Origin of the sequence: Amycolatopsis sp. NPDC006125 (assembly GCF_040614195.1) — a bacterium.
Classification (GTDB): Bacteria; Actinomycetota; Actinomycetes; order Mycobacteriales; family Pseudonocardiaceae; genus Amycolatopsis_E; species Amycolatopsis_E tucumanensis.
Genome location: NZ_JBEXTZ010000088.1, coordinates 12,969 through 34,465, shown reverse-complemented (window position 1 = coordinate 34,465; position 21,497 = coordinate 12,969). Strand labels below are relative to the sequence as shown.

The 21,497-nt window shown below is 70.8% G+C and carries 26 protein-coding genes; 19 read left to right on the top strand and 7 right to left on the bottom strand.

Annotated elements, in window-relative coordinates; all coding sequences use genetic code 11:
• Positions 1-227 (top strand): hypothetical protein (locus ABZ193_RS33420; protein WP_354712689.1); only part of this gene is annotated, 227 nt, incomplete at its 5' end.
• A gap of 640 nt (positions 228-867) precedes the next feature.
• On the opposite strand, the gene ABZ193_RS33415 is transcribed toward ABZ193_RS33420, so the two are convergent.
• The gene (locus ABZ193_RS33415; RefSeq protein WP_354712688.1) at positions 868-1,692 is read right to left on the bottom strand and encodes an N-acetylmuramoyl-L-alanine amidase; all 825 of its coding nucleotides are present in this window, start codon (positions 1,690-1,692) and stop codon (positions 868-870) included.
• A 60-nt stretch (positions 1,693-1,752) separates the two neighbouring features.
• Between ABZ193_RS33415 and ABZ193_RS33410 the strand changes: the two genes are divergently transcribed.
• The 9 genes from ABZ193_RS33410 to ABZ193_RS33370 all read left to right on the top strand — a co-directional run bounded on the left by ABZ193_RS33410 (position 1,753) and on the right by ABZ193_RS33370 (position 9,896).
• Positions 1,753-2,121, top strand: a complete 369-nt coding sequence (locus ABZ193_RS33410) for a YbaB/EbfC family nucleoid-associated protein (protein WP_026153601.1) — start codon at positions 1,753-1,755, stop codon at positions 2,119-2,121.
• Between the two features lie 9 nt (positions 2,122-2,130).
• Entirely contained in the window at positions 2,131-2,727 is a 597-nt protein-coding gene (recR, locus tag ABZ193_RS33405; protein WP_017985548.1) for a recombination mediator RecR, read from the top strand.
• A gap of 14 nt (positions 2,728-2,741) precedes the next feature.
• Positions 2,742-3,299 carry a uridine kinase gene (locus ABZ193_RS33400; RefSeq protein ID WP_020420267.1) on the top strand — a complete coding sequence of 186 codons (558 nt, stop codon included), beginning with the start codon at positions 2,742-2,744 and terminating at the stop codon, positions 3,297-3,299.
• 138 nt (positions 3,300-3,437) lie between these two features.
• On the top strand, positions 3,438-5,102 hold the full coding sequence (locus ABZ193_RS33395; protein ID WP_237335633.1) for an ABC transporter substrate-binding protein: 1,665 nt from the start codon (positions 3,438-3,440) through the stop codon (positions 5,100-5,102).
• A gap of 72 nt (positions 5,103-5,174) precedes the next feature.
• Positions 5,175-6,179, top strand: coding sequence for an ABC transporter permease (locus tag ABZ193_RS33390; RefSeq protein ID WP_354712687.1), 1,005 nt, complete (start codon positions 5,175-5,177; stop codon positions 6,177-6,179).
• Positions 6,176-7,102, top strand: coding sequence for an ABC transporter permease (locus ABZ193_RS33385; RefSeq protein ID WP_020420270.1), 927 nt, complete (start codon positions 6,176-6,178; stop codon positions 7,100-7,102). Before ABZ193_RS33390 ends, ABZ193_RS33385 begins: the two co-directional genes overlap by 4 nt.
• A 4-nt stretch (positions 7,103-7,106) precedes the next feature.
• Positions 7,107-8,102: an ABC transporter ATP-binding protein gene (locus ABZ193_RS33380; protein WP_020420271.1), complete on the top strand. Its 996-nt coding sequence runs from the start codon at positions 7,107-7,109 to the stop codon at positions 8,100-8,102.
• Complete coding sequence (locus tag ABZ193_RS33375) at positions 8,102-9,202, top strand: ABC transporter ATP-binding protein (RefSeq protein ID WP_020420272.1); 1,101 nt, start codon at positions 8,102-8,104, stop codon at positions 9,200-9,202. Before ABZ193_RS33380 ends, ABZ193_RS33375 begins: the two co-directional genes overlap by 1 nt.
• A gap of 52 nt (positions 9,203-9,254) precedes the next feature.
• A complete protein-coding gene (locus ABZ193_RS33370) occupies positions 9,255-9,896 on the top strand; it encodes a DedA family protein (protein ID WP_354712686.1) in 642 nt (213 codons plus the stop codon).
• Here ABZ193_RS33370 and ABZ193_RS33365 read toward each other — a convergent pair.
• Positions 9,854-10,759: an EamA family transporter gene (locus ABZ193_RS33365; RefSeq protein ID WP_354712685.1), complete on the bottom strand. Its 906-nt coding sequence runs from the start codon at positions 10,757-10,759 to the stop codon at positions 9,854-9,856. The genes ABZ193_RS33370 and ABZ193_RS33365 overlap by 43 nt on opposite strands.
• A gap of 71 nt (positions 10,760-10,830) precedes the next feature.
• Between ABZ193_RS33365 and ABZ193_RS33360 the strand changes: the two genes are divergently transcribed.
• Both ABZ193_RS33360 and ABZ193_RS33355 read left to right on the top strand, forming a co-directional pair.
• Positions 10,831-11,742 carry a LysR family transcriptional regulator gene (locus tag ABZ193_RS33360; protein ID WP_237335637.1) on the top strand — a complete coding sequence of 304 codons (912 nt, stop codon included), beginning with the start codon at positions 10,831-10,833 and terminating at the stop codon, positions 11,740-11,742.
• A 67-nt stretch (positions 11,743-11,809) separates the two neighbouring features.
• The gene (locus ABZ193_RS33355; RefSeq protein ID WP_020420276.1) at positions 11,810-11,932 is read left to right on the top strand and encodes a hypothetical protein; all 123 of its coding nucleotides are present in this window, start codon (positions 11,810-11,812) and stop codon (positions 11,930-11,932) included.
• 76 nt (positions 11,933-12,008) lie between these two features.
• Here the strand turns inward: ABZ193_RS33355 and ABZ193_RS33350 are convergent, their stop codons facing one another.
• A complete protein-coding gene (locus ABZ193_RS33350) occupies positions 12,009-12,578 on the bottom strand; it encodes a hypothetical protein (protein ID WP_157358681.1) in 570 nt (189 codons plus the stop codon).
• A 64-nt stretch (positions 12,579-12,642) separates the two neighbouring features.
• Here ABZ193_RS33350 and ABZ193_RS33345 point away from each other — a divergent pair, with 64 nt between their 5' ends.
• Positions 12,643-13,014 carry a MerR family transcriptional regulator gene (locus ABZ193_RS33345; protein WP_202961459.1) on the top strand — a complete coding sequence of 124 codons (372 nt, stop codon included), beginning with the start codon at positions 12,643-12,645 and terminating at the stop codon, positions 13,012-13,014.
• Between the two features lie 82 nt (positions 13,015-13,096).
• Positions 13,097-13,585, top strand: coding sequence for a carboxymuconolactone decarboxylase family protein (locus ABZ193_RS33340; protein WP_020420279.1), 489 nt, complete (start codon positions 13,097-13,099; stop codon positions 13,583-13,585).
• A gap of 46 nt (positions 13,586-13,631) precedes the next feature.
• On the opposite strand, the gene leuA is transcribed toward ABZ193_RS33340, so the two are convergent.
• A complete protein-coding gene (gene leuA, locus ABZ193_RS33335) occupies positions 13,632-15,407 on the bottom strand; it encodes a 2-isopropylmalate synthase (RefSeq protein ID WP_020420280.1) in 1,776 nt (591 codons plus the stop codon).
• A 214-nt stretch (positions 15,408-15,621) separates the two neighbouring features.
• Here leuA and ABZ193_RS33330 point away from each other — a divergent pair, with 214 nt between their 5' ends.
• From ABZ193_RS33330 to ABZ193_RS33315, 4 genes are all read left to right on the top strand, one after another.
• Positions 15,622-16,005, top strand: a complete 384-nt coding sequence (locus ABZ193_RS33330; RefSeq protein WP_020420281.1) for a hypothetical protein — start codon at positions 15,622-15,624, stop codon at positions 16,003-16,005.
• 5 nt (positions 16,006-16,010) lie between these two features.
• Positions 16,011-17,129: a histidine kinase gene (locus tag ABZ193_RS33325; protein WP_020420282.1), complete on the top strand. Its 1,119-nt coding sequence runs from the start codon at positions 16,011-16,013 to the stop codon at positions 17,127-17,129.
• Positions 17,126-17,764, top strand: coding sequence for a response regulator transcription factor (locus ABZ193_RS33320; RefSeq protein WP_020420283.1), 639 nt, complete (start codon positions 17,126-17,128; stop codon positions 17,762-17,764). Before ABZ193_RS33325 ends, ABZ193_RS33320 begins: the two co-directional genes overlap by 4 nt.
• Before the next feature lie 77 nt (positions 17,765-17,841).
• Positions 17,842-18,096 carry a PLD nuclease N-terminal domain-containing protein gene (locus ABZ193_RS33315; protein WP_020420284.1) on the top strand — a complete coding sequence of 85 codons (255 nt, stop codon included), beginning with the start codon at positions 17,842-17,844 and terminating at the stop codon, positions 18,094-18,096.
• On the opposite strand, the gene ABZ193_RS33310 is transcribed toward ABZ193_RS33315, so the two are convergent.
• The 3 genes from ABZ193_RS33310 to ABZ193_RS33300 are packed head-to-tail and all read right to left on the bottom strand — an operon-like array spanning position 18,093 to position 20,112.
• On the bottom strand, positions 18,093-18,683 hold the full coding sequence (locus ABZ193_RS33310) for a nitroreductase family protein (protein ID WP_354712684.1): 591 nt from the start codon (positions 18,681-18,683) through the stop codon (positions 18,093-18,095). The genes ABZ193_RS33315 and ABZ193_RS33310 overlap by 4 nt on opposite strands.
• A gap of 29 nt (positions 18,684-18,712) precedes the next feature.
• Positions 18,713-18,892 carry a hypothetical protein gene (locus tag ABZ193_RS33305; RefSeq protein WP_354712683.1) on the bottom strand — a complete coding sequence of 60 codons (180 nt, stop codon included), beginning with the start codon at positions 18,890-18,892 and terminating at the stop codon, positions 18,713-18,715.
• A gap of 17 nt (positions 18,893-18,909) precedes the next feature.
• Entirely contained in the window at positions 18,910-20,112 is a 1,203-nt protein-coding gene (locus ABZ193_RS33300) for a mannosyltransferase family protein (RefSeq protein WP_020420287.1), read from the bottom strand.
• 122 nt (positions 20,113-20,234) lie between these two features.
• Here ABZ193_RS33300 and ABZ193_RS33295 point away from each other — a divergent pair, with 122 nt between their 5' ends.
• Positions 20,235-21,497 (top strand): aspartate kinase, encoded by a 1,263-nt coding sequence (locus ABZ193_RS33295; RefSeq protein WP_020420288.1) that lies wholly within the window; start codon positions 20,235-20,237, stop codon positions 21,495-21,497.

The window sequence follows — 21,497 nt, the reverse complement described above, 5'->3', positions numbered from 1 at the left end:
GTACCAGGTCAGCGGGGTCGAAATCGGGCTCCTGCCACGTGCGCAGGGCGAACCAGCCGGTGTCCATGACCGCCGATCGTGCCATGCTGGGATTGGACGACGAGGAATCGATGATGGCCGAAACGGGCGGCCCGGTGCCGGACATCGCGCCCGCACCGCAGAACGACCCGGAGGAACAGGCGCGCCGCCTGCTGGCCGAACACCTGGGCGCACAGCCGATCGACTGACCCCCGCGGCGGGGAAGGCCGCGCGCTGGCGGCCACGGAGTGGACCCACGCTGCGCGGTGGCTGCGGAGGCGGCACCCGGCGGGGGCTGGTGCTGCGGGAGTGGATTCACGGTGCGCGGTGGCTGCGTGAAGGGCTGCGGGGGCCGCACCCGGTGGACTGGCGGCCGCGGAGCGGCCAACGCTGCGGTGGCTGCGGGGGCGGCACCCGGTGGGGGCTGGTGCTGCGGGAGTGGATTCACGCTGCGCGGTGGCTGCGTACAGGGCTGCGGGAGCCGCGCCCGGTGTGGCCTGGTGGCGCGGGAGCGGGCCAACGCGGTGTGCTGTGCGACGGCGGCTTGCCTGAGCCGGTGGCCCCCACGGAGTGGGGCTGCGCGAAGCGCCGCGGACTCCGCGCGTGGCGCCGCTTCCACAGTTGGGGGCCAACGGCGTGGGGCTGGTGGGCGCGGGAGCGGGCCAGTGCTGCGCGGTGGGCAGGCTGGCTTGCCGGGCTGGAGTTGCTGGCCCCACGGAGTGGGGGAAGGCGGCGGAATCCGGGCGTGGCGTGGGACAGAGGCTGCGGATGCGGGCCAGCGCGGGGTGCCGGAGCCGCTGGCCCCGCGGAGTGGGGCATGCCCTGGAACGAGCCAAACCCGCCCAGGGATCAGAAACCCGCGTGCTCCCGCAAGAAAGCCACCACGCCGGAAGCGATCGCCGCGGCGTAGCGGGCTCGTCCGTCCACACTGGACATCGCCGCGGCCTCCGCGGCGTTTCGCATGTTCCCGCACTCCACCAGGACCGCGGGGCGTTCCGACAGGTTCAACCCGGCCAGATCATCCCGCGGGGCCAAGCCGTCGGACCCCAGGTAGTTGGACAACGGGAAACCCCCGGCGAGCAAACCCGACCGCACCGCCTCGGCCAGCTCCACCGACGGCGCGCCCTGCGCCGCGTTCAGCGGGGGTGCCGAGTACGCCACGTGGAAGCCCCGGGCGCCCGCCGACGTCGCGCCGTCAGCGTGGATCGACACCACCGCCGCCGCGCCGGCTCGGTTTCCGATCGCCGCCCGTTCGTTCACGCACGGGCCCACCCCGGTGTCGTCGGCGCGCGTGTAGACCACCCGCACCCCCTGCGCCTCCAACAGCGAACCCACCCGCTGCGCCACGTCCCAGTTGAACGCGTGCTCCGCGTACCCCCGGTCGGTCGCGGTGCCCGTCGTGTTGCACGGTTTCGTCTCGCCGCGTCCGGCGGGCACCGGGGCGTTGATCAAGTCCGGCCGCCGCGCGTTGCCGCCGTTGTGCCCGGGGTCCAGCACCACCGTCACCGGCTCCCGCGCGACCGACGAGGCCACCGACGACGACACCGGTGCGGGGACCGAAGACACCCGCGCCGCCGCGGACGGAACGGGCGGTGGCGGCGCGGGCGACGAGCACCCCGCGACCAGCAGCACCCCGCTCAGCACCAACCCCACGAGACTGCGCACGGCGAACACGGTGCCACAGCCGACCGAGCTACGCTGGGACCCACAGGACAGCACGACGAAACGGGGATCATGGTGCAACCCGGCGGTGGAATGCCCGACATGCAGGCCATCCTGCAGCAGGCGCAGCAGATGCAGCAGCAGCTCGTCGCCGCGCAGGAGGAGCTCGCCCGCACCGAGGTGACCGGCACCTCCGGCGGTGGCCTGGTCAAGGCGACCGTCACCGGCGGCATGGAGCTGAAGTCCCTGCAGATCGACCCGAAGGCGGTCGACCCGGAGGACACCGAGACGCTCGCCGACCTGGTGGTCGCCGCGGTGCGGGACGCGATGAGCAGCGCACAGAAGCTCACCGAGGAGAAGCTCGGCCCGGTCGCCGGCGCCCTCGGCGGTGGCGGCGGCATGCCCGACCTCGGCGGACTCGGTCTGCCCGGCCTGAAGTAGCGGGCCCCGTTGTACGAAGGCGTAGTCCAGGACCTGATCGACGAGCTGGGACACCTGCCCGGCATCGGTCCGAAGAGCGCGCAGCGGATCGCGTTCCACCTGCTCGCCGCCGACCCGGCCGACATCGCCCGGCTGCAGGACGTGCTCGGCAAGGTCCGCGAGGGCGTGCAGTTCTGCGAGATCTGCGGCAACGTCTCCGAACAGCAGCAGTGCCGCATCTGCCGGGACGCCCGGCGTGACACGTCGCTGATCTGCGTGGTCGAGGAACCCAAGGACGTGCTCGCCGTCGAGCGCACCCGCGAGTTCAAGGGCCGCTACCACGTGCTGGGCGGCGCGCTCGACCCGCTGTCCGGCATCGGCCCGGACCAGCTGCGCATCCGCGAGCTGCTGGCCAGGCTCGGCGCGGAACAGGTCACCGAGGTGATCATCGCGACCGACCCGAACACCGAGGGCGAGGCCACCGCGACCTACCTGGTGCGGATGCTGCGGGACTTCCCCGGCCTGACCGTCACCCGGCTCGCGTCCGGTCTGCCGATGGGCGGCGACCTCGAGTTCGCCGACGAGCTCACCCTCGGCCGCGCCCTCTCCGGCCGCCGCGCCCTTTGACGCTGGCCGACGACGTGCTGGCCGGCCCGCCCCGCTGCGGGCGGGTCCGGCTGGTCGCCGTCGACGGCCCGTCCGGCGCGGGCAAGACCACCTTCGCGGCGCGACTCGCCGCCGACTTCCGGGCACGCGGCGCGGCGACCGCGGTCGTCGCCACCGACCACTACGCGACGTGGGACGACCCGGTCGCCTGGTGGCCGCGGCTCGTCTCCGAGGTCCTCGACCCGCTCGCCGCGGGCCGTCCCGCCGTCTACCGCCCGCTGGACTGGACCACCGGTGAGCCGCGGCCGGGGCCCGTCCGCACGGTTCACCCGGTCGACGTAGTCGTCCTCGAAGGGGTGTCCTCCGGCCGCGCCTCGATCCGGCCCCGCCTGTCCGCGCTGTGCTGGGTCGCGGGCCCGGACGCCGAAACTCGGCTCGAACGGGCAGTGTCGAGGGACGGCGAGGGCATTCGAGGCCCGCTGACCGCGTGGCAGAGGTTCGAATGTGGTTGGTTCGCCGTTGACCTTACCCACCAGTACGTACACCCGAACGGCCTAGTACTTTCGTCCGAACTTACGCAGGGTGAGCACTGAACGTAACCCCGTAAGCCAAATGTGTTCGCACGTCCGGTTTGACGTAGCGCGATCGTAACCTCACGCGCTTAACGAATTCCCAACATGCGGACTAGGGTCGTCGATCACGTACCCGAACTTTCTCCTAGGAGTGCCACCATGCTCCCAACGCGGGCAGTTGGGTTGCGCCGCATCGCCCTGATCGGGCTTGCCGGCGCCCTCGCGGTCACGACGGCCGCTTGCGCTTCCGAGCGCGGCTCGGGCGACAGCGCCAGCGACACCTTCATCTTCGGCGCGGCCGGTGCCCCGAAGAACTTCGATCCGATCTTCAACGACGACGGCGAAAGCTTCCGCCCCGCCCGCCAGATGTTCGACACCCTGGTCACCTACAAGCCGGGCACCACCGAACTGGAGGGCGGCCTGGCCACGGCGTGGACGCCGAGCAACGGCAACACCACCTGGACCTTCACGCTGCGGCAGGGCGTCAAGTTCCACGACGGCACCCCGTTCAACGCCGCGGCGGTCTGCTTCAACTTCGACCGCTGGTACAACATGAAGGGCGCCGCCGCCCAGAGCCAGATGATCTACTACGGCGACGTCTTCGAGGGCTTCGCGCAGAACGAAGGCGACATCAGCGGCGACCCGGTCTACAAGAGCTGCGAGGCCAAGGACGAGCACACCGCCGTCCTCAACCTCAACAAGGCCAAGGGCGCCTTCCCGGACGCGTTCGGCCTGACCTCGCTGTCCATGTCGAGCCCGGACGCGCTGAAGAAGTACGACGCCGACAACGTGACCCAGAGCGGTGAGGCGTTCACCTACCCGGCCTACGCCACGGACCACCCGACGGGTACCGGGCCGTACAAGTTCGAGAGCTTCGACAAGGCCAACAACACGATCACCCTGGTCCGCAACGAGGACTACTGGGGCGAGAAGGCCAAGACGGCCAGGCTGATCTTCAAGATCATCCCGGACGAGAACGCCCGCAAGCAGGAGCTGGCCGCGGGCACCATCGACGGCTACGACTTCCCGAGCCCGGCGGACTACAACTCGCTCAAGCAGGCAGGCGACCAGGTCCTGATCCGGCCCGCCTTCAACATCCTGTACCTGGGCATCAACCAGAAGAACAACCCGAAGCTGCAGGACGTGCGGGTCCGCAAGGCGATCGAGTTCGCGATCAACAAGGACCAGCTGGTCAAGAACCGGATGCCGTCCGGCGCCTACCCGCAGGACCAGTTCCTGCCGAACAACGTGCCCGGCTACACGCCCGCGGTGGAGAAGCACAGCTACAACGCCGACACCGCCCGGCAGCTGCTGGCCGAGGCCGGCGCGAGCGACCTGACGCTGAACTTCTACGTCCCGACCGAGGTCACCCGGCCCTACATGCCGAACCCGGTGGACATCGCCGCCGCGATCACCGACGACCTGAAGGCCGTCGGCATCAAGGTCAACGTGGTCCAGGAGCCGTGGAACGGCGGGTACAAGGACTCCGTGCAGAAGGCGGGCAAGCACGACCTGCACCTGCTCGGCTGGACCGGTGACTACGCCGACCCGGGCAACTTCGTCGGCACGTTCTTCGGGCGCACCAAGCCGGAGTTCGGCTTCGACAACCCGCAGATCTTCGACGCGCTGTCCAACGCCGACGCCCAGACGACGCCGGAGACCAAGAAGTCGGCCTACGAGAGCGCCAGCGTGCTGATCTCGCAGTACGTCCCGGCGGTCCCGATCTCGTCGTCGCCGCCGGGGATCGTGGTGCGGTCCGATGTCCAGGGCCTGATCCCGACCCCGCTGACCGACGAGCGCTTCTACACGGTCACCAAGGGCTGAGTTCCGCCACCGAGGGCGGGGAAGCGCGCCCGGCGCGCTTTCCCGCTTCGGTGCGGTCTCCGAGGCACTCACATGCTCCGATTCCTCACGCGTCGGCTGCTGCAAGCGATCCCGACGCTCCTCGTGCTCTCCATCCTGGTCTTCGCCTGGCTCCGCCTGCTGCCCGGTGGCCCCGCCACCGCGCTGCTCGGCGACAAGGCGACGCCGGAGAAGGTCGCGTCCCTGAACAGCGTGCTCGGACTGGATCAACCGATCTTCGTCCAGTACTTCAAGTTCCTCGGCCGCGTCGTCACCGGTGACTTCGGCTCGTCCCTGATCAGCGGCGACACCGTGCTCGCCGAGATCGGGCGCGCCTTCCCCGCCACCATCGAACTCGCGCTCGCGGCGCTGGTCCTCGCGGTCGGTTTCGGCATCCCGATGGGATACCTCGCCGCCCGCTACCGGGGCCGGTTCCTGGACAACGCCACCGTGCTGACCACCCTGGTCGGCGTCGCGGTGCCGGTGTTCTTCTTCGGCGTGCTGCTCAAGTACGTGTTCGCGCAGAAGCTGGGCATCCTGCCGCCGTCGGGGCGCCAGGACGTGACCATCGACGCCACGCACATCACCGGCTTCTTCACCCTGGACGGCCTGCTCACCGGTGAGCTGGACGCGACGTGGGACGCGATCAAGCACCTGATCCTGCCCTCGATCGCGCTGGCCAGCATCCCGTTCGCGGTGATCGTGCGGATCACCCGCGCCTCGGTGCTGGACGTGCAGCAGGAGGACTTCGTGCGCACCGCGGAGTCCAAGGGCCTGACCACGACGACGATCCGCCAGCGGCACGTGCTGCGCAACGCGCTGCTGCCGGTGTCGACGACGATCGGCCTGCAGACCGGTCTGCTGCTCGCCGGGGCCGTGCTCACCGAGAAGGTGTTCAACTGGAACGGGCTCGGATCCCTGCTCGCGCAGGGGATCGAGCGCCGTGACTACCCGCGGCTGCAGGCGTTGCTGCTGCTGGCCGCGCTGGTGTACGTCGTCGTCAACATCCTGGTGGACATCTCCTACGCCATCATCGATCCGAGGGTGCGGGTGCGATGACCTCCATGTTGCGGCGCAAGGCCGAACGCATCGACGACCTGGCGGAGGCCGGTGGCACCAGCCTCGCCGCGGACGCGGTCCGGCGGATGCTGCGGAACCCGGTGGCGATCACCGGCGCGGTCATCACGGTCCTGTTCGTGCTGCTGGCGATCCTGGCCCCGTTCCTGGCGCCGAAGAACCCCTACATCCCCTACGACGAGCTGCGCGTAAACCTGCGGCCGGACTTCATCCCCGGCCCGATGGACGGGTTCGTGCTCGGCAGCGACCACCGCGGGTACGACTTCTTCTCCCGCCTGCTGGTCGGCGCGCAGCAGACGCTGATCGTCGGTGTCGTCGCCACCTTGATCGGGCTGGCGGTCGGCATGGTCATCGGCGGTCTGGCCGGCGCGCTGGGCGGCTGGGTGGACACGCTGCTGATGCGGTTCACCGACATCCTGCTCGCGATTCCCTCGCTGCTGCTGGCGATCTCGGTGGCCGCGCTGTTCTCGCAAGGGACACAGTGGACGGTCATCATCGCGGTCGCGGTGGTGAGCGTGCCGATCTTCGCCCGGCTGCTGCGCGGCGCGATGCTCTCACAGAGATCGAGCGACCACGTGCTGGCGGCGACCGCGCTGGGCGTGCGGCGCAGCACGATCGTGTTCCGGCACATGCTGCCGAACTCGCTCGGGCCGGTGGTCGTGCAGGCGACGCTGACGCTGGCGACGTCGATCATCGACGTGGCGGCGCTGTCGTTCCTCGGCCTCGGCGACAACGATCCCAGCCGCGCCGAGTGGGGGCTGATGCTGGCACAGGCCCAGACCCTGCTGGACGTCAAGCCGAGCCTGGCGTTCTACCCGGCCATCGCGATCGTCGTGGTGGCGCTGGGGTTCACGCTGCTCGGCGAGTCGCTGCGCGAGGCGCTCGACCCGAAGAACAGGCGGTAGCGCGTTGAGTCTCCTGCAAGTACGCGACCTGTCGGTCGTCTTCTCCCGCAAGGGAACCCGCCCGTTCACCGCGGTGGACGGGGTCAGTTTCGACGTCGAGCCGGGCCGCACGGTCGGCCTGGTCGGCGAGTCCGGCAGCGGCAAGTCGGTGACCGCGCTCGCGATCATGGGCCTGCTGCCCAAGCGCGGCGCGAAAGTCACCGGCCAGGTGATGTTCGAGGACACCGACCTGCTGCGGCTGTCCGACAAGCAGCTGCGCGACCGGCGCGGCCGGGACCTGGGCATGGTGTTCCAGGACCCGCTGTCGTCGCTGAACCCGGTGATCCCGATCGGCCTGCAGATCACCGAGGTGCTGGAACGGCACCGGAAGATGGACCGCAAGCAGGCGACGGTCGAGGCGGCGGACCTGCTCGACCGCGTCGGCATCCCGGACCCGAACCGGCGGTTGTCGGAGTACCCGCACCAGCTCTCCGGCGGCATGCGGCAGCGCGCGCTCATCGCGATCGCGCTGGCCTGCCGTCCGCGGCTGCTGATCGCGGACGAGCCGACCACCGCGCTGGACGTGACGATCCAGGCGCAGATCCTGGCGCTGCTGTCCGAGCTGGTGCGCGACACCGGCACCGCGCTGATCATGATCACGCACGACCTGGGCGTGGTCGCCGGGCTGTGCGACGAGGTCAACGTCATGTACGGCGGCCGGGTGGTCGAGCGGGCGGAGCGGCACGCGTTGTTCGCCTCCGCCCGGCACCCGTACACGCACGGGCTGTTGGCCTCGATCCCGCGGCTGGACGCGCCGCGCGGGGAGAAGCTGGTGCCGATCAAGGGGTCGGTCGCCGACAACATCCCCTGGTCGCAGGGGTGTGCGTTCGCGCCCCGATGCCCGAACGCGCTGGACCTGTGCCGGGAGGTCACGCCGGAACTCGAACCCGACTCGAACGGCATGCTGCGGTGCCACAATCCGGTGGGCCGTCCGGTCGCGGCAGGCGAGGGGGTGCGCTGATGTCGGAACCGCTGGTGCGCGTGGAAGGCCTGCAGGTGCACTTCCCGATCAAGCGCGGGCTCGTGCTGGACCGCACGGTCGGGCACGTCTACGCGGTGGACGGGGTCGACCTGGAGATCCAGCGCGGCGAGACGTACGGCCTGGTCGGCGAGTCCGGCTGCGGCAAGACGACGCTGGGCCGCAGCCTGCTGCGGCTGGTGGAGCCGACCGGTGGCCGCGCGGTGTTCGACGGCACCGACCTGTCGACGCTCAAGGGCGAGTCGCTGCGGAAGATGCGGCGGCGGATGCAGATGGTGTTCCAGGACCCGCTGTCCAGCCTCGACCCGCGGCAGTCGGTGGAGTCGATCCTCATCGAGGGCATGCGGGCGCACGGCCTGGACAAGGACCGGGAGAGCACGCGCAAGCGTTTGCGTGAGCTGCTGAACGCCGTCGGTCTGCCGGAGAGCTCGCTGCGGAAGTACCCGCACGAGTTCTCCGGCGGGCAGCGCCAGCGCATCGGCATCGCGCGGGCGCTGGCCGTCGAACCGGACCTGATCGTCGCCGACGAGCCGGTGTCCGCGCTGGACGTGTCCGTGCAGGCTCAGGTGATCAACCTGCTCGAGGAGCTGCAGGACTCGCTGGGCCTGACCTACCTGGTGATCGCCCACGACCTGGCGGTCGTCCGGCACATCTCCGACCGCATCGGCGTGATGTACCTCGGCTCGCTGGTCGAGGAGACCGACTCGGAGTCGCTCTACGCCGAGCCGCTGCACCCGTACACGCGGGCGCTGCTGTCGGCGATCCCGGTGCCGGACCCGGTGGTCGAGGACAGCCGCGAGCAGATCCTGCTCGCCGGCGACCTGCCCTCGCCCGCCAATCCGCCGTCGGGCTGCCGGTTCCACACCCGGTGCCCGTGGCGGCAGGAGACCAAGTGCGACACCGAGCGGCCCGCGCTGCGGGAGCTCGCCGCCGGGCACCGGGTCGCCTGCCACTGGGCGGAGGACATCCAGGCCGGCCGGATCACGCCGCACGAGGTGAAACCGGAATTGGTGACCGCGCAGTTGTCACCCGATGCGGGTATTCCGCAGGCCGCTTCGGTGGCCGAAATGCTGGAGCCCTGACGCGGGTACCCTGACGGAGAATTTCGCCGGGGTATCCGAAGGGGCTTTCACCGTGCACATCGACGCGTGGCTGGAGACCATCCCGCCGCTCCTGGTCTACCTCACGGTCGGCGTGGTGATCGGCGCGGAGAGCCTCGGGATCCCGTTGCCGGGAGAGATCGTGCTGGTCAGCGCGGCTCTCCTGGCATCGCACCACGACGGGCTGGACCCCTGGCTGATCGGCGCCGTCGCCGCGGGCGGCGCCATCGCCGGGGACAGCATCGGTTACCTGATCGGGCGGAAGGGCGGGCGGCGCCTGTTCGACTGGGCCGGGCGGAAATTCCCCAAGCATTTCGGGCCGGCGCATGTCGCGGCCGCCGAGCGAATGTTCCGGAAACGCGGGGTCTGGGCGGTTTTCTTCGGTCGCTTTGTCGCGATTCTGCGCATTCTGTGCGGTCCGCTCGCCGGGTCGCTGCACATGCACTACCCGCGGTTCCTGTTCGCCAACGCGCTCGGCGGCATCGTCTGGGCGGGCGGGACGACGGCGCTGGTGTACTCGCTCGGCGTGGTCGCGGAGAAGTGGCTGTCCCGGTTCTCCTACGTCGCGCTGGCGGTCGCCGTCGTGGTGGGCGTGGTGGTCAGCCTCGTCGTCAAGAAGCGGATGGGCCGCCGTCACGAGGAGACGAGTTCGGGCAGCGCGCCCGCCGAGCGCTGACGCCTCGGCAGCGAGCCGTACAGCACCCCGGCCACCACGACCAGGCCGGCCAGCACCTCGACCAGCGCCGGGGTCTCGCCGAGCACGAAGAACGCCGCGGACATCCCGACCACCGGCACGAGCAGCGAGAACGGCGCGACCACGTTGGCCGGGTTGCGGCGCATCAGCACGGTCCAGATGCTCGACCCGAGGACCGTGCCGATCAGCACGACGTAGGCGAACCCGGCCAGGCCGAGCAGGCCTTCGCCGGTGCCCAGCGTGACCAGCGACTGCCACTGCACGGCCGGGCCTTCGAAGATCGTGGACAACGCGAACATCGGGATCGGCGGGACCACCGACATCCACAGCGTGAAGTGGATCGGGTTGTCCGGCCTGGCCTGACGCGAGCAGAGATTGCCCGCGGCCCAGCACAGCGCGCCGAGCAGAGTGAGGACGACCGGCAGCAGCACGGCGTTCTCCGCGCGGTGCCAGGCGATCACGGCCATCCCGGCCACCGCGGCCAGGATTCCGATCAGTTGCCGCGCGGAGAGCGGTTCGCGCAGGAAGATCCCGCCGAGCAGGACCGTGAACGGCGCGGACGCCTGCAGCACCAGCGACGCGAGGCCGGTCGGCATGCCGTGAGTCAGCGCGAGGAACAGGAACGCGAACTGGCCGGTGCCGAACCCGAGCCCGAACCCGATGAGCCAGCGCAGCTTCACCTTCGGGCGCGGGATGAACAGGATCGTCGGGATCGCGATCACGGCGAAGCGCAGCGCCGCCGCGAACAGCGGCGGGAAGTGCTCGAGCATCGGGTGCATCGCGATGAAGTTGAGGCCCCACAGGACGACGACGAACAGGGCGAGGAGACGGTCGCGAGTCGGCACTCCTTTAGCGTGCCTCCCGCAACTGTGAAGCACAATCGAGATTGTTTGCACCTACTGTGTAGCGTTGCTTCATGGACGTCGGTAGGTTGCGGGTGCTGCGTGAGTTCGCGGACCGCGGGAGCGTGACGGCGGCGGCGAAAGCGCTGCACTGCACGCCGTCGGCGGTGTCGCAGCAGCTCCGGGCGTTGCAGGCGGAGGTCGGGCTGGTGCTGACCGAACCGGCGGGGCGGGGGTTGCGGCTCACCGACGCCGGGCGGGCGCTGGTGGTGCGGGCGGACGAGGTGATCGCCGCGGTGGACCGGGCCGAGGCCGAGCTGGACGTGTTCCGCAGCCTGCCGCGCGGGCGGGTGCGGGTGGCGATCTTCCCGTCCGCGGCGCTGATGCTGCTGCCCGGGCTGCTGCACCGGTTCGCCGAGGTCGAGGGCCTGGAGGTCGAGGTGCGCGACGTCGACATGACGCCGGCGGAGGTGCCCGGGCTGGTCGCCGACTTCGACATCGTGGTCACCCACCGGGACGAGCACGCCGAGCCGTTCCCGCCGGACCGGCTCGACGTGGTGCCGCTGCTGCGCGAGCCGCTGGACGTCGCGCTGCCGCTGGGCCACCGCCTCGCGCGCCGCCGCCGGGTCGACCTCACCGAGCTGGCCGGGGAGCAGTGGATCTCGGTGGACGTCGGCTTCCCGGTCGACGACGTGCTGCGCTCGCTGGCGGTGCGGACCGGTGTGCGGCCGCAGATCAAGCAGCGGATCAACGACTTCCGGATCATCGAGGCGCTGGTCGCCGCCGGGCACGGCATCGCGTTGCTGCCGCGGTACACGCTGGCCGGCACGTGGTCGCGCCGCATCGTGCGGCGCCCGCTGGCAGGCATCCGCGCGGCGAGGCTCATCGAAGCCGTCCTGCGCACCGGGGCCGGCACCAGACCGCCGGTGGCCACCGTGCTGGAGCTGCTGCACGCCGAAGCCGCCGCGGTGACGAAGCAGCCCTAGGAGTGCCACCGGGTCACCCATTGGCGGCGGCGATCGTGGTGGAACCTGCTGCAAGCTGGGCCCCGCGGTGACCAAGCAGCCCCAGCCCGGCGCGGTGGCGCAGATCGGCTGGGAGTGCTGCCGGGTCACGCACTTGGCGGCGGCGTCGGCGACCGTGGTGGACCCGCTGCACGGCGGGGCCGCCCGGTGACGAAGCAGCCCTAGCCCGGCGCGACGGCGCCGATCGCGGCCAGGGGCCCCGCCCGGCCCCCCATGGTGCGGGTGGCTCACGCCGGCGCGACGGCGCCGACCGGCTCGTAGAAGACCCCGTCCGGCGAGGCGGAGGCGGCCCACTCCTCGACGACCACGACCTCACCTTCCCCGGCACCGGCAGCGACGCGAACCAGCCCCGGTTCGGTCCGGAGGCGTGCGAGTTCCCGCTCGGCCAGCGCGCGGACGTCCGTGCCCGGCAGCCGTCGGGTCACCCACTTGGCGGCGGGTGCGTCGGCGATCGTGACCGCGCCGATCACCTCCGTCAGCGCCCGGTCCCGCTCGATGCCGGGCACCTTGTCGTCGACCGAGGCCCTCGGGCTCGCAGCCACGTGCCGAACGTAGTGCTCCCGTGCGGCGGCGCTGGTCCACAGGGACTGGAGGAACACCAGCGGCTCCGACGGCGACCGCAGCACGGAGAACCGGAGCAGGCCGTCCGCGCGGGGCATCGCCGCCAGCGCCGCGCGCGCGGCTTCGTCGGCGGCCGCCGCGCTCGGCAGCCGCCACCAGCTGTCGATGCGGGCCGCGGCGTCCTCGTGGTGAGTGGCGACCGGCGCCGGCCGCATCGCTGTCAAGTGATCTGCCATGACCCCACCCTGCGAGTTCAACCACTGTTGAAGGCAAGCCCACCGTCGCGGCAGAGTGGGTGACGTGTTGGACAGCGGGAACCTGACGGTCGGCGAGGTCGCGGGCGAAGCGGGCGTCGCCCCTTCGGCGGTGCGGTTTTACGAGCGGTACGGCGTTGTCGAGGCCGGGCGGAGCGGGATCAACCACCGCGTCTTCGACCGGTCGGCGGCGTGCCGGATCAAGGTGGCCAAGCTGGCGCAGGGCGTCGGCCTGACCGTGCGGGAGATCGCGGACCTCTTCGCCGATCTGCCGCCCGACCCCGGCCCCGAGGACTGGGCGGAGATCGCGCGACGGCTGGTGACCGAGGCCGAGCGCCGGGTCACCGAGTTGCGCGGCTACCTCGCCGAGATCGCCTCAGGCGACCGGCTCTGCGAAGCGGGCCGGCTCCGCGACTGACGCTGTGGCGGGCATCACTGTCACATCCACGGCACGGCCGGTGCCTCGTGTTCGAGCAAGTTCCCCACACGAGGAGGAAGCCGTGGAAACCCGATTCGACATGATGTCCAACGAGCTCGGCGCCAAGCTCGCCAAGCGGTTCGCGAACGTCGCCGCCGTGCTGCACACCTCCGCCCTGCCGCAGTCCACACAGGAACTGGTGTCGTTGCGCGCCAGCCAGATCAACGGGTGCGCCCCGTGCGTCGACATGCACACCAAGGAGGCCGCGGCCGCCGGGGAGAGCGCGGTGCGGCTCAACCTGGTCGCGGTCTGGCGCGAGGCCACGGTGTTCACCGACGCCGAGCGGGCGGCGCTGGCGCTCGCCGAGGAGGGCACCCGCCTGGCCGACGCGCACCAGGGCGTGTCGGACGAGACGTGGGCCCAGGTGCGCAAGCACTACGACGACGACCAGACCGCCGCGCTGGTCACCCTGGTCGCGATGATCAACGCCGCCAACCGGCTGAACGTGATCGTCCGCAACCAGGGCGGCTCCTACCAGCCCGGCATGTTCGCCGCCGCGGTCGCGAACTGACGTGAAAAAGGCCGGCCGCACACCAGCGGCCGGCCTTCTCCAGCGATCAGCGGTGCGCGCGGTTCACCGCGGACACGACCGCCCGCAGCGAAGCCGTCACGATGGACGGGTCGATGCCGATGCCCCAGAACACCTTGTCGCCGATGGCGCACTCGATGTAGGACGCGGCCTTGGCGTCGTCGCCGGGGGTGAGGGTGTGTTCGCTGTAGTCCAGCAGCCGCAGGTCGTAACCCACGGTGGACAGCGCGTCGAAGAACGCGGCGATCGGGCCGTTGCCGGAGCCGGTGATCTCCTGCTCTTCGCCGTCCACCCGCACGGTGGCGCGCAGCTGGTAGTCGCCGTTCGCGGTGACGTGCTGGTTGATCAGCTGCAGCGGCGTCTGCGGCTCCAGGTACTCCTTCGCGAACGCGTCCCACATCGTGCGCGGGTCGACCTCGCCGCCCTCGCTGTCCGTGTAGCGCTGGATGACCTGCGAGAACTCGATCTGCAGCCGTCGCGGCAGGTCGAGCTGGTGCTCGGTCTTCATGATGTAGGCGACGCCGCCCTTGCCCGACTGCGAGTTGACCCGGATGACGGCCTCGTAGCTGCGGCCGACGTCCTTCGGGTCGATGGGCAGGTAGGGCACCTCCCACGGGAACTCGTCCACCGGTACGCCGGCCTTCTCGGCGGCGCGGTGCAGCGCGTCGAAGCCCTTGTTGATCGCGTCCTGGTGGCTGCCGGAGAACGCGGTGAACACCAGGTCGCCGCCCCACGGGGTGCGCTCGTGCACCGGCAGCTGGTTGCAGTACTCGACGGTGCGCTTGATCTCGTCGATGTCGGAGAAGTCGATCTGCGGGTCGATGCCCTGGCTGAACATGTTCATGCCCAGCGCGACCAGGTCGACGTTGCCGGTGCGCTCGCCGTTGCCGAACAGGCAGCCCTCGATGCGGTCCGCGCCGGCCTGGTAGCCCAGCTCGGCGGCGGCGATGCCGGTGCCGCGGTCGTTGTGCGGGTGCAGCGACAGGATCACCGAGTCGCGGCGGTCCAGGTTGCGGCCCATCCACTCGATCGAGTCGGCGTAGACGTTCGGCGTGGCCATCTCCACCGTCGCCGGCAGGTTCAGGATGACCGGCCGCTCCGGGGTGGGCTGCCAGATGTCGGTGACCGCGTTGCACACCTCGGCGGCGTAGGAGAGCTCGGTGCCGGTGTAGGACTCCGGCGAGTACTGGAAGCGGAAGTCGGTGTCGGAGTACTTCTGCGCGTACTCGACCACCAGGTCGGCGGCCTGCAGCGCGATCTTCTTGATGCCCTCGCGCTCCTCGCGGAACACCACGCGGCGCTGCAGGATCGACGTGGAGTTGTAGATGTGCACGATCGCCTGCGGCGCGCCCTCCAGCGACTGGAAGGTGCGCTCGATCAGCTCGGGGCGGCACTGGGTCAGCACCTGGATGCGCACGTCGTCCGGGATCGCGCCGTCCTCGATGATCTCGCGGACGAAGTCGAAGTCGGTCTGGCTCGCGGCCGGGAAGCCGACCTCGATCTCCTTGTAGCCCATGCGCACGAGCAGCTCGAAGAACTTGCGCTTGCGGGCGGGCGACATCGGGTCGATCAGGGCCTGGTTGCCGTCCCGCAGGTCGACGGCGCACCACAGCGGCGCGCGCTCGATGCGCTTGTCCGGCCAGGTGCGGTCGGGCAGTTCGATGTTCTCCACCAGCTTGTACCAGGGCTGGTAGCGGTGCACCGGCATCGAGCTGCCGCGCTGCGGGTTCCACGCGGGCTGGTCGGCGGGGGCGGGACGCGAAGGCTTGCGGATGCGGCTCACGGTGGGATCGGAGCTGGTCATTGCTGGGAAACTCTCCTGCCGGGTTTTCGGGCGACCGGCGGCGTGACGAAGCCCCGCGACGGGGGGCCGGTCAGGATCAGGCCCCGTCGCGGCAGCGAAGCAGGAGAGCACGCGCCACGGATTCACTGTAGCCCGGTCGCGATGATGTTGAAAAGCGACCCGGTCGGTTACTGGCAGGTAGCCAAGGCGGGCGTGGCGTGGGAAACTCGGCGTCATGGCCGAGCACGCCGAGAAGCCCAAGAGCGACGTCGACGAAGACGCCTCGCCGCGACCCAAGCGCCAGGTGCCGTGGGGGCGCGTGAAGGACCAGGCGGTCGGGCTGATCGCCGGGATCGTCCGCTGGGTCGGCCTGATCTTCGCGCTCATCCTGGTGCTGCACGTGATCTTCGTGGTCGGTGGCGCCAACCCGGACAACGGGATCGTTTCGTTCGTGCGCGACTGGTCCGACGGCCTGGCGCTGGGGTTCAAGGACCTGTTCGAGCCCACCGACGAGAAGCTGCGGGTGCTGGTGAACTACGGCATCGCGGCGATCTTCTGGCTGGTGGTCTCGTCCATCGTCACGCGGATCGTCCGGCGCATCGGCGGCGCCACCTCCTGAGCCGGATGGCGCACATCGTCCGCTGGGCAGGCGGGCCGCGTCCGCTGCTGTTCGACCTCGCGGTGGCCGGGTTCTTCACCTGGCTCGCGATCACGAACGTGAGCGCGCCGGTCGCCTGGCCACCCGTCGTCGCGGCCGCCGTGTTCGGCGCGTTGCTGGTGCGGCGCCGGTTCCCGCTGGCCGCGCTGGTGATCGTCGGCGCGGCGCTGGTGGCCGGGGCGAACCTGCTGCCGCTCGTCGTCGCCGTCTACACGCTGGCCTCGCGCCGCGGGCCCGGCCGGCAGACCGCGGCTGGTGGTGCCGTCGCGCTCGCCGCCTTCCTGCTCCCGGCCGGGATCAGGTGGAGCGAGGACTGGCCGTACGTGTTGCTGGGCGCGGGCGTGTTCCTGCTGGTCCCGCTGCTGGCCGGGCTGTGGTGGCACCAGCGGGCCAAGCTGCTCGCGGCCCTGCGCGAGCGCGCGGAGCAGGCCGAGCGGGAGCGCGACCTGCTGACCGAGCGGGCGGTGGTGGCCGAGCGGCGCCGCATCGCGGGCGAGATGCACGACGTGGTGGCCCACCGGGTGAGTGTCATCGCGGTGCAGGCGGGCGCGCTGACGGTGACCTGCGACGGGCAGGCCGCCGCCGCGGCGGAGGTGATCCGGCAGAACAGCACCGCGGCCCTGACCGAGCTGCGCGAGGTGCTCCGCGTGCTGCGTGACGGGGAAGCGGAGGTGCACCCGCCGTCCGGGCTGGACGGTCTGGGCGCGCTGGTCGACGACGCGAGGGCGGCAGGCACCCGCGCCGAGCTGAGCCTGCCCGATCCGCTGCCGGAGGTCGCGATCCCGGTCGGGCGCGCGGCTTACCGGGTGGTGCAGGAGGCGTTGACGAACATCGGCAAGCACGCGCCGGGGGCACGTGCGCGGGTCGCCGTCGCCGTGCGTGGCGCGGAGCTGACCGTCGAGGTCGCCGACGACGGCCCCGGCGACCGCGCGCCCGCGCACGAGCTGCCGAGTTCCGGCTTCGGCCTGGTGGGGATGCGGGAACGGGTCGGCCTCGCCGGCGGTACCGTCCACACGGGCCGGTCCGGGAGCGGTTTCCTGGTGCGGGCCGTGTTTCCGCTGACCGAGGACGAGGAGGCCGGGTGACGGTACGGGTTCTCCTGCTCGACGACGAGGAGCTCGTGCGGGGTGGGCTGCGGCTCATCCTGGAGTCCGACCCGGACATCGAGGTGGTCGCCGAGGCCGGCGACGGGACGGGTGTGGTGGACCTGGTGGCGCGGCACCGCCCCGACGTCGTGCTCACCGACATCCAGATGCCGCGCGTCGACGGGCTCCAGGTGACGGCGAAGGTGACCGCGCTGCCCGGTGCGCCGGTGGTGGTCGTGCTGACCACGTTCGACCTCGACGAGTACGTGCACACCGCGCTGCGCTCGGGTGCGGCCGGGTTCCTGCTCAAGGACATCCCGCCGCGCGAACTGGTGCACGCGGTGCACGTCGTGGCCCGCGGCGAGGCGATGATCTCGCCGAAGGTGACCAAGCGGTTGCTGAGCCACTTCACGCGCGGCAGCGCGGCGGCCCTCGACCGGGTCGGCACCCTCACCGACCGGGAACGCGACGTCGCGCTGGCCGTCGGGCGGGGGCTGAGCAACAGCCGCATCGCGGCCGAGCTGCACCTCAGCGAGTCGACCGTGAAGGTGCACCTCGGCCACGTGATGGCCAAGCTGGGCGCCGGCAACCGGACCCAGGTCGCGATCGCCGTGCACGACGCCGGGCTGCTCTGAAGATCGGCCGAAAGTCGTAGATCGTCTGCACGGTCGTGCGATGCCCGTCGCCTGCCGGTTCCCTAGCGTCGGGGTCCATGACGCACCGCATCACCGCGCTCGCCGGGGAACCCGTGCTCGGCAAACCGTGGAACTACGTCCTGGCCGCGCTGATCATCGCGCTGGTGGTCGCGTGCGTGGTCCTGATCGTCGGGGCGCTGGTGAGCATTCTGCGCTCGCCGCAGTCCGGCGGCATGAAGTTCGTCTGGGTGGTGTTCGTCCTGGTGGCGCCCTACCTGGGCAGCGCGTTGTGGTTCCTGATCGGGCGGAAGGCCGCCCTCACGGCGAGTTAGAAGGCGGGAGTGCCCCACGCTTCCGTGTAGGCGAGGTCGCCGAGGGGCAGGCGGCTGCGCGGGCCCTGTTCGCGTTCGATCAGCTTGTCCACCCCCAGCACGGCGGGGTCGCCGGCGTGCCCGACGGCGATCGCGACCCGGGGGACGGCTCCGTCCGGCACCGCGAACCGCTCGCGGACGGCGTCGGCGTCGAAGCCGGCCATCTGGTGCGCCACGAGCCCTTCCGCGACCGCCTGCAGCACGAGGTTCTGCGTGGCCAGCCCGAGCCCGTACTCCGCGTAGGGGATCTCGCCCTTTTCGTTGCGCGTCAGCATGATCGCGACCAGCAGGGCGCCCGCGCGGTGCGCCCACTCCTGGTTCCGCTCGGTGAGCGTGCCGAGGATCTGCCGGAACGTCGGATCACCACGCCGGCCGGCCAGAAACCGCGCCGGCTGGGTGTTCCCGAACGACGGCGCCCACCGCGCGGCCTCCAGCAGGGCGCGCAGCTGGTCCCAGGTCACCTCCCGGGTCTCGTCGAGGGCGCGCGGGCTCCACCGGTGCGCGATCACCTCGGTCAGGGGCACGCTGGAATCGGCCATCTTGTCCATCGGTTCGCCTGCTTCCCGTTTCGCCGGAGTCAGAGTTCGCCCTGGCGGGCCAGTGCCGCGTGCGCCTTGGCGATGTCCGCGGCGGACGGTTCGACCGACGTCACAACGTCCCGCGCCGTCGTCCGGACGAACCGGAGCACGGGCCTGCCGTTGTCCAGCAGCGGCGAATCGATGGCGACGTAGCTGTCCGCGTCACCGGGCTTCGTCATGCGCGCCTCCTCGCGGGTCAGATCGCATACTTCCAGACCGTCAGCGCGAACGCGCCGAACCACGCGCTCGCCAGCGCGACCCCCGAGCAGACCCACAGCACGGTGTTCGTCCGGCGTTTGGCCAGCGCCACCGCCACCGGGACCAGCAACGTGAACGCGGGCAACAACAACCGCGGCTTGGCGTGCATCAGCGCGCTCGACCCCAGGCACATCACCAGCACCCCGGCCGCGTACACCGCCAGCACCGTCTCGCGCCGGGCCAGCACCGCCATGCCGATCAGCGCGCCGGCGATCACGGCGACCGTCAGCACGCTCATCGCCGAATCGCTGCCCGTCAGCACCTCGGCCACGAACCGGGCCGTCGACACCCCGCCGTCGAACCGGGTCCGCCACCCCTGCCACTCCAGGTCGGACCAGGTGCTCAGCTGCGCCTCGAACCCGGACTCCGGCCGCACCCGCATCCCGGTCCACCACAGGTATCCGAACAACCCGGCGGGCGCCAGCGCCAGCGCGGCGAGCGGGCGCCCGCCGTCCTCCCGGCGCGTCAACGCCATCACCGCGGCCACCACCACCGCGACCACCAGCGCCAGCGCCGTCGACCGCACCAGCCCGGCTGCCAGGCAGCACAGCCCGGCCACCTCCCACCGCCGCTCCAGCACCGCGACCAGCGTCCACACCGCCAGCGCGCAGAACAACGCTTCGGTGTAAGCCATGGTCAACACGACGCTCATCGGCGTCGCCGCGAACAGGGCCACCAGGATGTAGCCGGCCCGGCGCGAGCCGCCGCGCACGAGACGCCCGAGCCGGGCCAGGCCGTACGCCGCGAAGAGCCCGGCGGCCAGCGACACCACCAGCGCCGCCGCGGGAAACCCGAGCGCGGGCGCCAGCAGCCGGATCAGGAACGGGTACCCGGGGAAGAACGCCCGCGGCGTGTGCGGGTTCGGGTGGCCGAGCGCGTCGGTCGTCGGCCCGAGTTCGTAGCCGGACGCCGCGATCTTGAGGTACCACTGGCCGTCCCAGGCGGCGATCCTAGACAACAGGTCGTCCTCGTGCAGCGCGGCGAACACCGTGAGCACCACAACACCGAGGGCCCGCACACCGAGGTACACGGCCGCGGGCAGCAGGAGCGCCCGGCGTCTGGTGATCCGGTCGGCCAGGTCCAGCAGCAGGCCAGGGGCCGCTTGCTCCGGTCGCCGAACGGTTTGGCTGCTGCCCTGCACGGTTGGTCATTTTCCCACGAGTCCGGCCGGTGGCAGTGGCCGGAGCCACATAACGGGGTGGCCAGGGCCGTAACCCCCGGTAGGCTGCTCCGAAAGGTGCGAAATAGGAGGTCGGCAGACAAGTGGCGCTCGTGGTCCAGAAGTACGGCGGTTCGTCGCTGGAGAGCGCTGATCGCATCAAGCGCGTGGCCGAACGGATCGTGGCCACCAAGAAGGCGGGCAACGACGTGGTCGTCGTCTGCTCCGCCATGGGTGACACCACCGACGAATTGCTCGACCTGGCCCAGCAGGTCAACCCGGTGCCGCCCGAACGAGAGATGGACATGCTGCTCACCGCTGGGGAGCGCATTTCCAACGCGCTTGTCGCGATGGCGATTTCGGCACACGGTTTCGAAGCGTGGTCGTTCACCGGATCCCAGGCGGGTGTGGTCACGACGGGCGTGCACGGCAACGCGCGCATCATCGACGTGACACCGAGCCGGGTCACCGAGGCCCTCGACCAGGGGTACATCGCGCTGGTCGCCGGGTTCCAGGGCGTCGCGCAGGACACCAAGGACATCACCACTCTCGGCCGCGGCGGTTCGGACACCACCGCGGTGGCGCTGGCCGCGGCGCTCAACGCGGACGCGTGCGAGATCTACTCCGATGTGGACGGCGTGTACACCGCCGACCCGCGGATCGTGCCCAACGCGCGCAAACTCGACACCATCCCGTACGAGGAGATGCTCGAACTCGCCGCGAGCGGTTCGAAGATCCTGCACCTGCGCTCGGTCGAGTACGCCCGCCGCTACGGCGTGCCGATCCGGGTCCGTTCGTCCTACAGCGACAAGCCGGGCACCACCGTGGCCGGTTCGATTGAGGAGATCCCCGTGGAACAAGCGTTGATCACCGGTGTGGCGCACGACCGGTCGGAGGCCAAGGTCACCGTCACCGGGGTGCCGGACCACGCCGGCGCCGCGGGGCGGATCTTCCGGGTCATCGCCGACGCCGAGATCGACATCGACATGGTGCTGCAGAACGTCTCCAACACCGCCGGCCGCACCGACATCACCTTCACGCTGTCGAAGGCGAACGGTCCGAAGGCCGTGGCGGAGCTGGAGAAGCTGAAGGGCGAGCTGGAGTTCGACTCCGTGCTCTACGACGACCAGGTCGGCAAGGTTTCGCTGGTGGGCGCGGGCATGCGCTCGCACCCCGGCGTCACCGCGACCTTCTGTGAGGCGCTGGCCAAGGTCGGCGTCAACATCGAGATCATCAACACCTCGGAGATCCGGATCTCGGTCCTGATCCGCGACGCGCAGCTGGACGACGCGGTGCGCGCGATCCACGAGGCATTCGAACTCGGCGGCGACGAGGAAGCCGTCGTGTACGCGGGGAGTGGTCGCTGA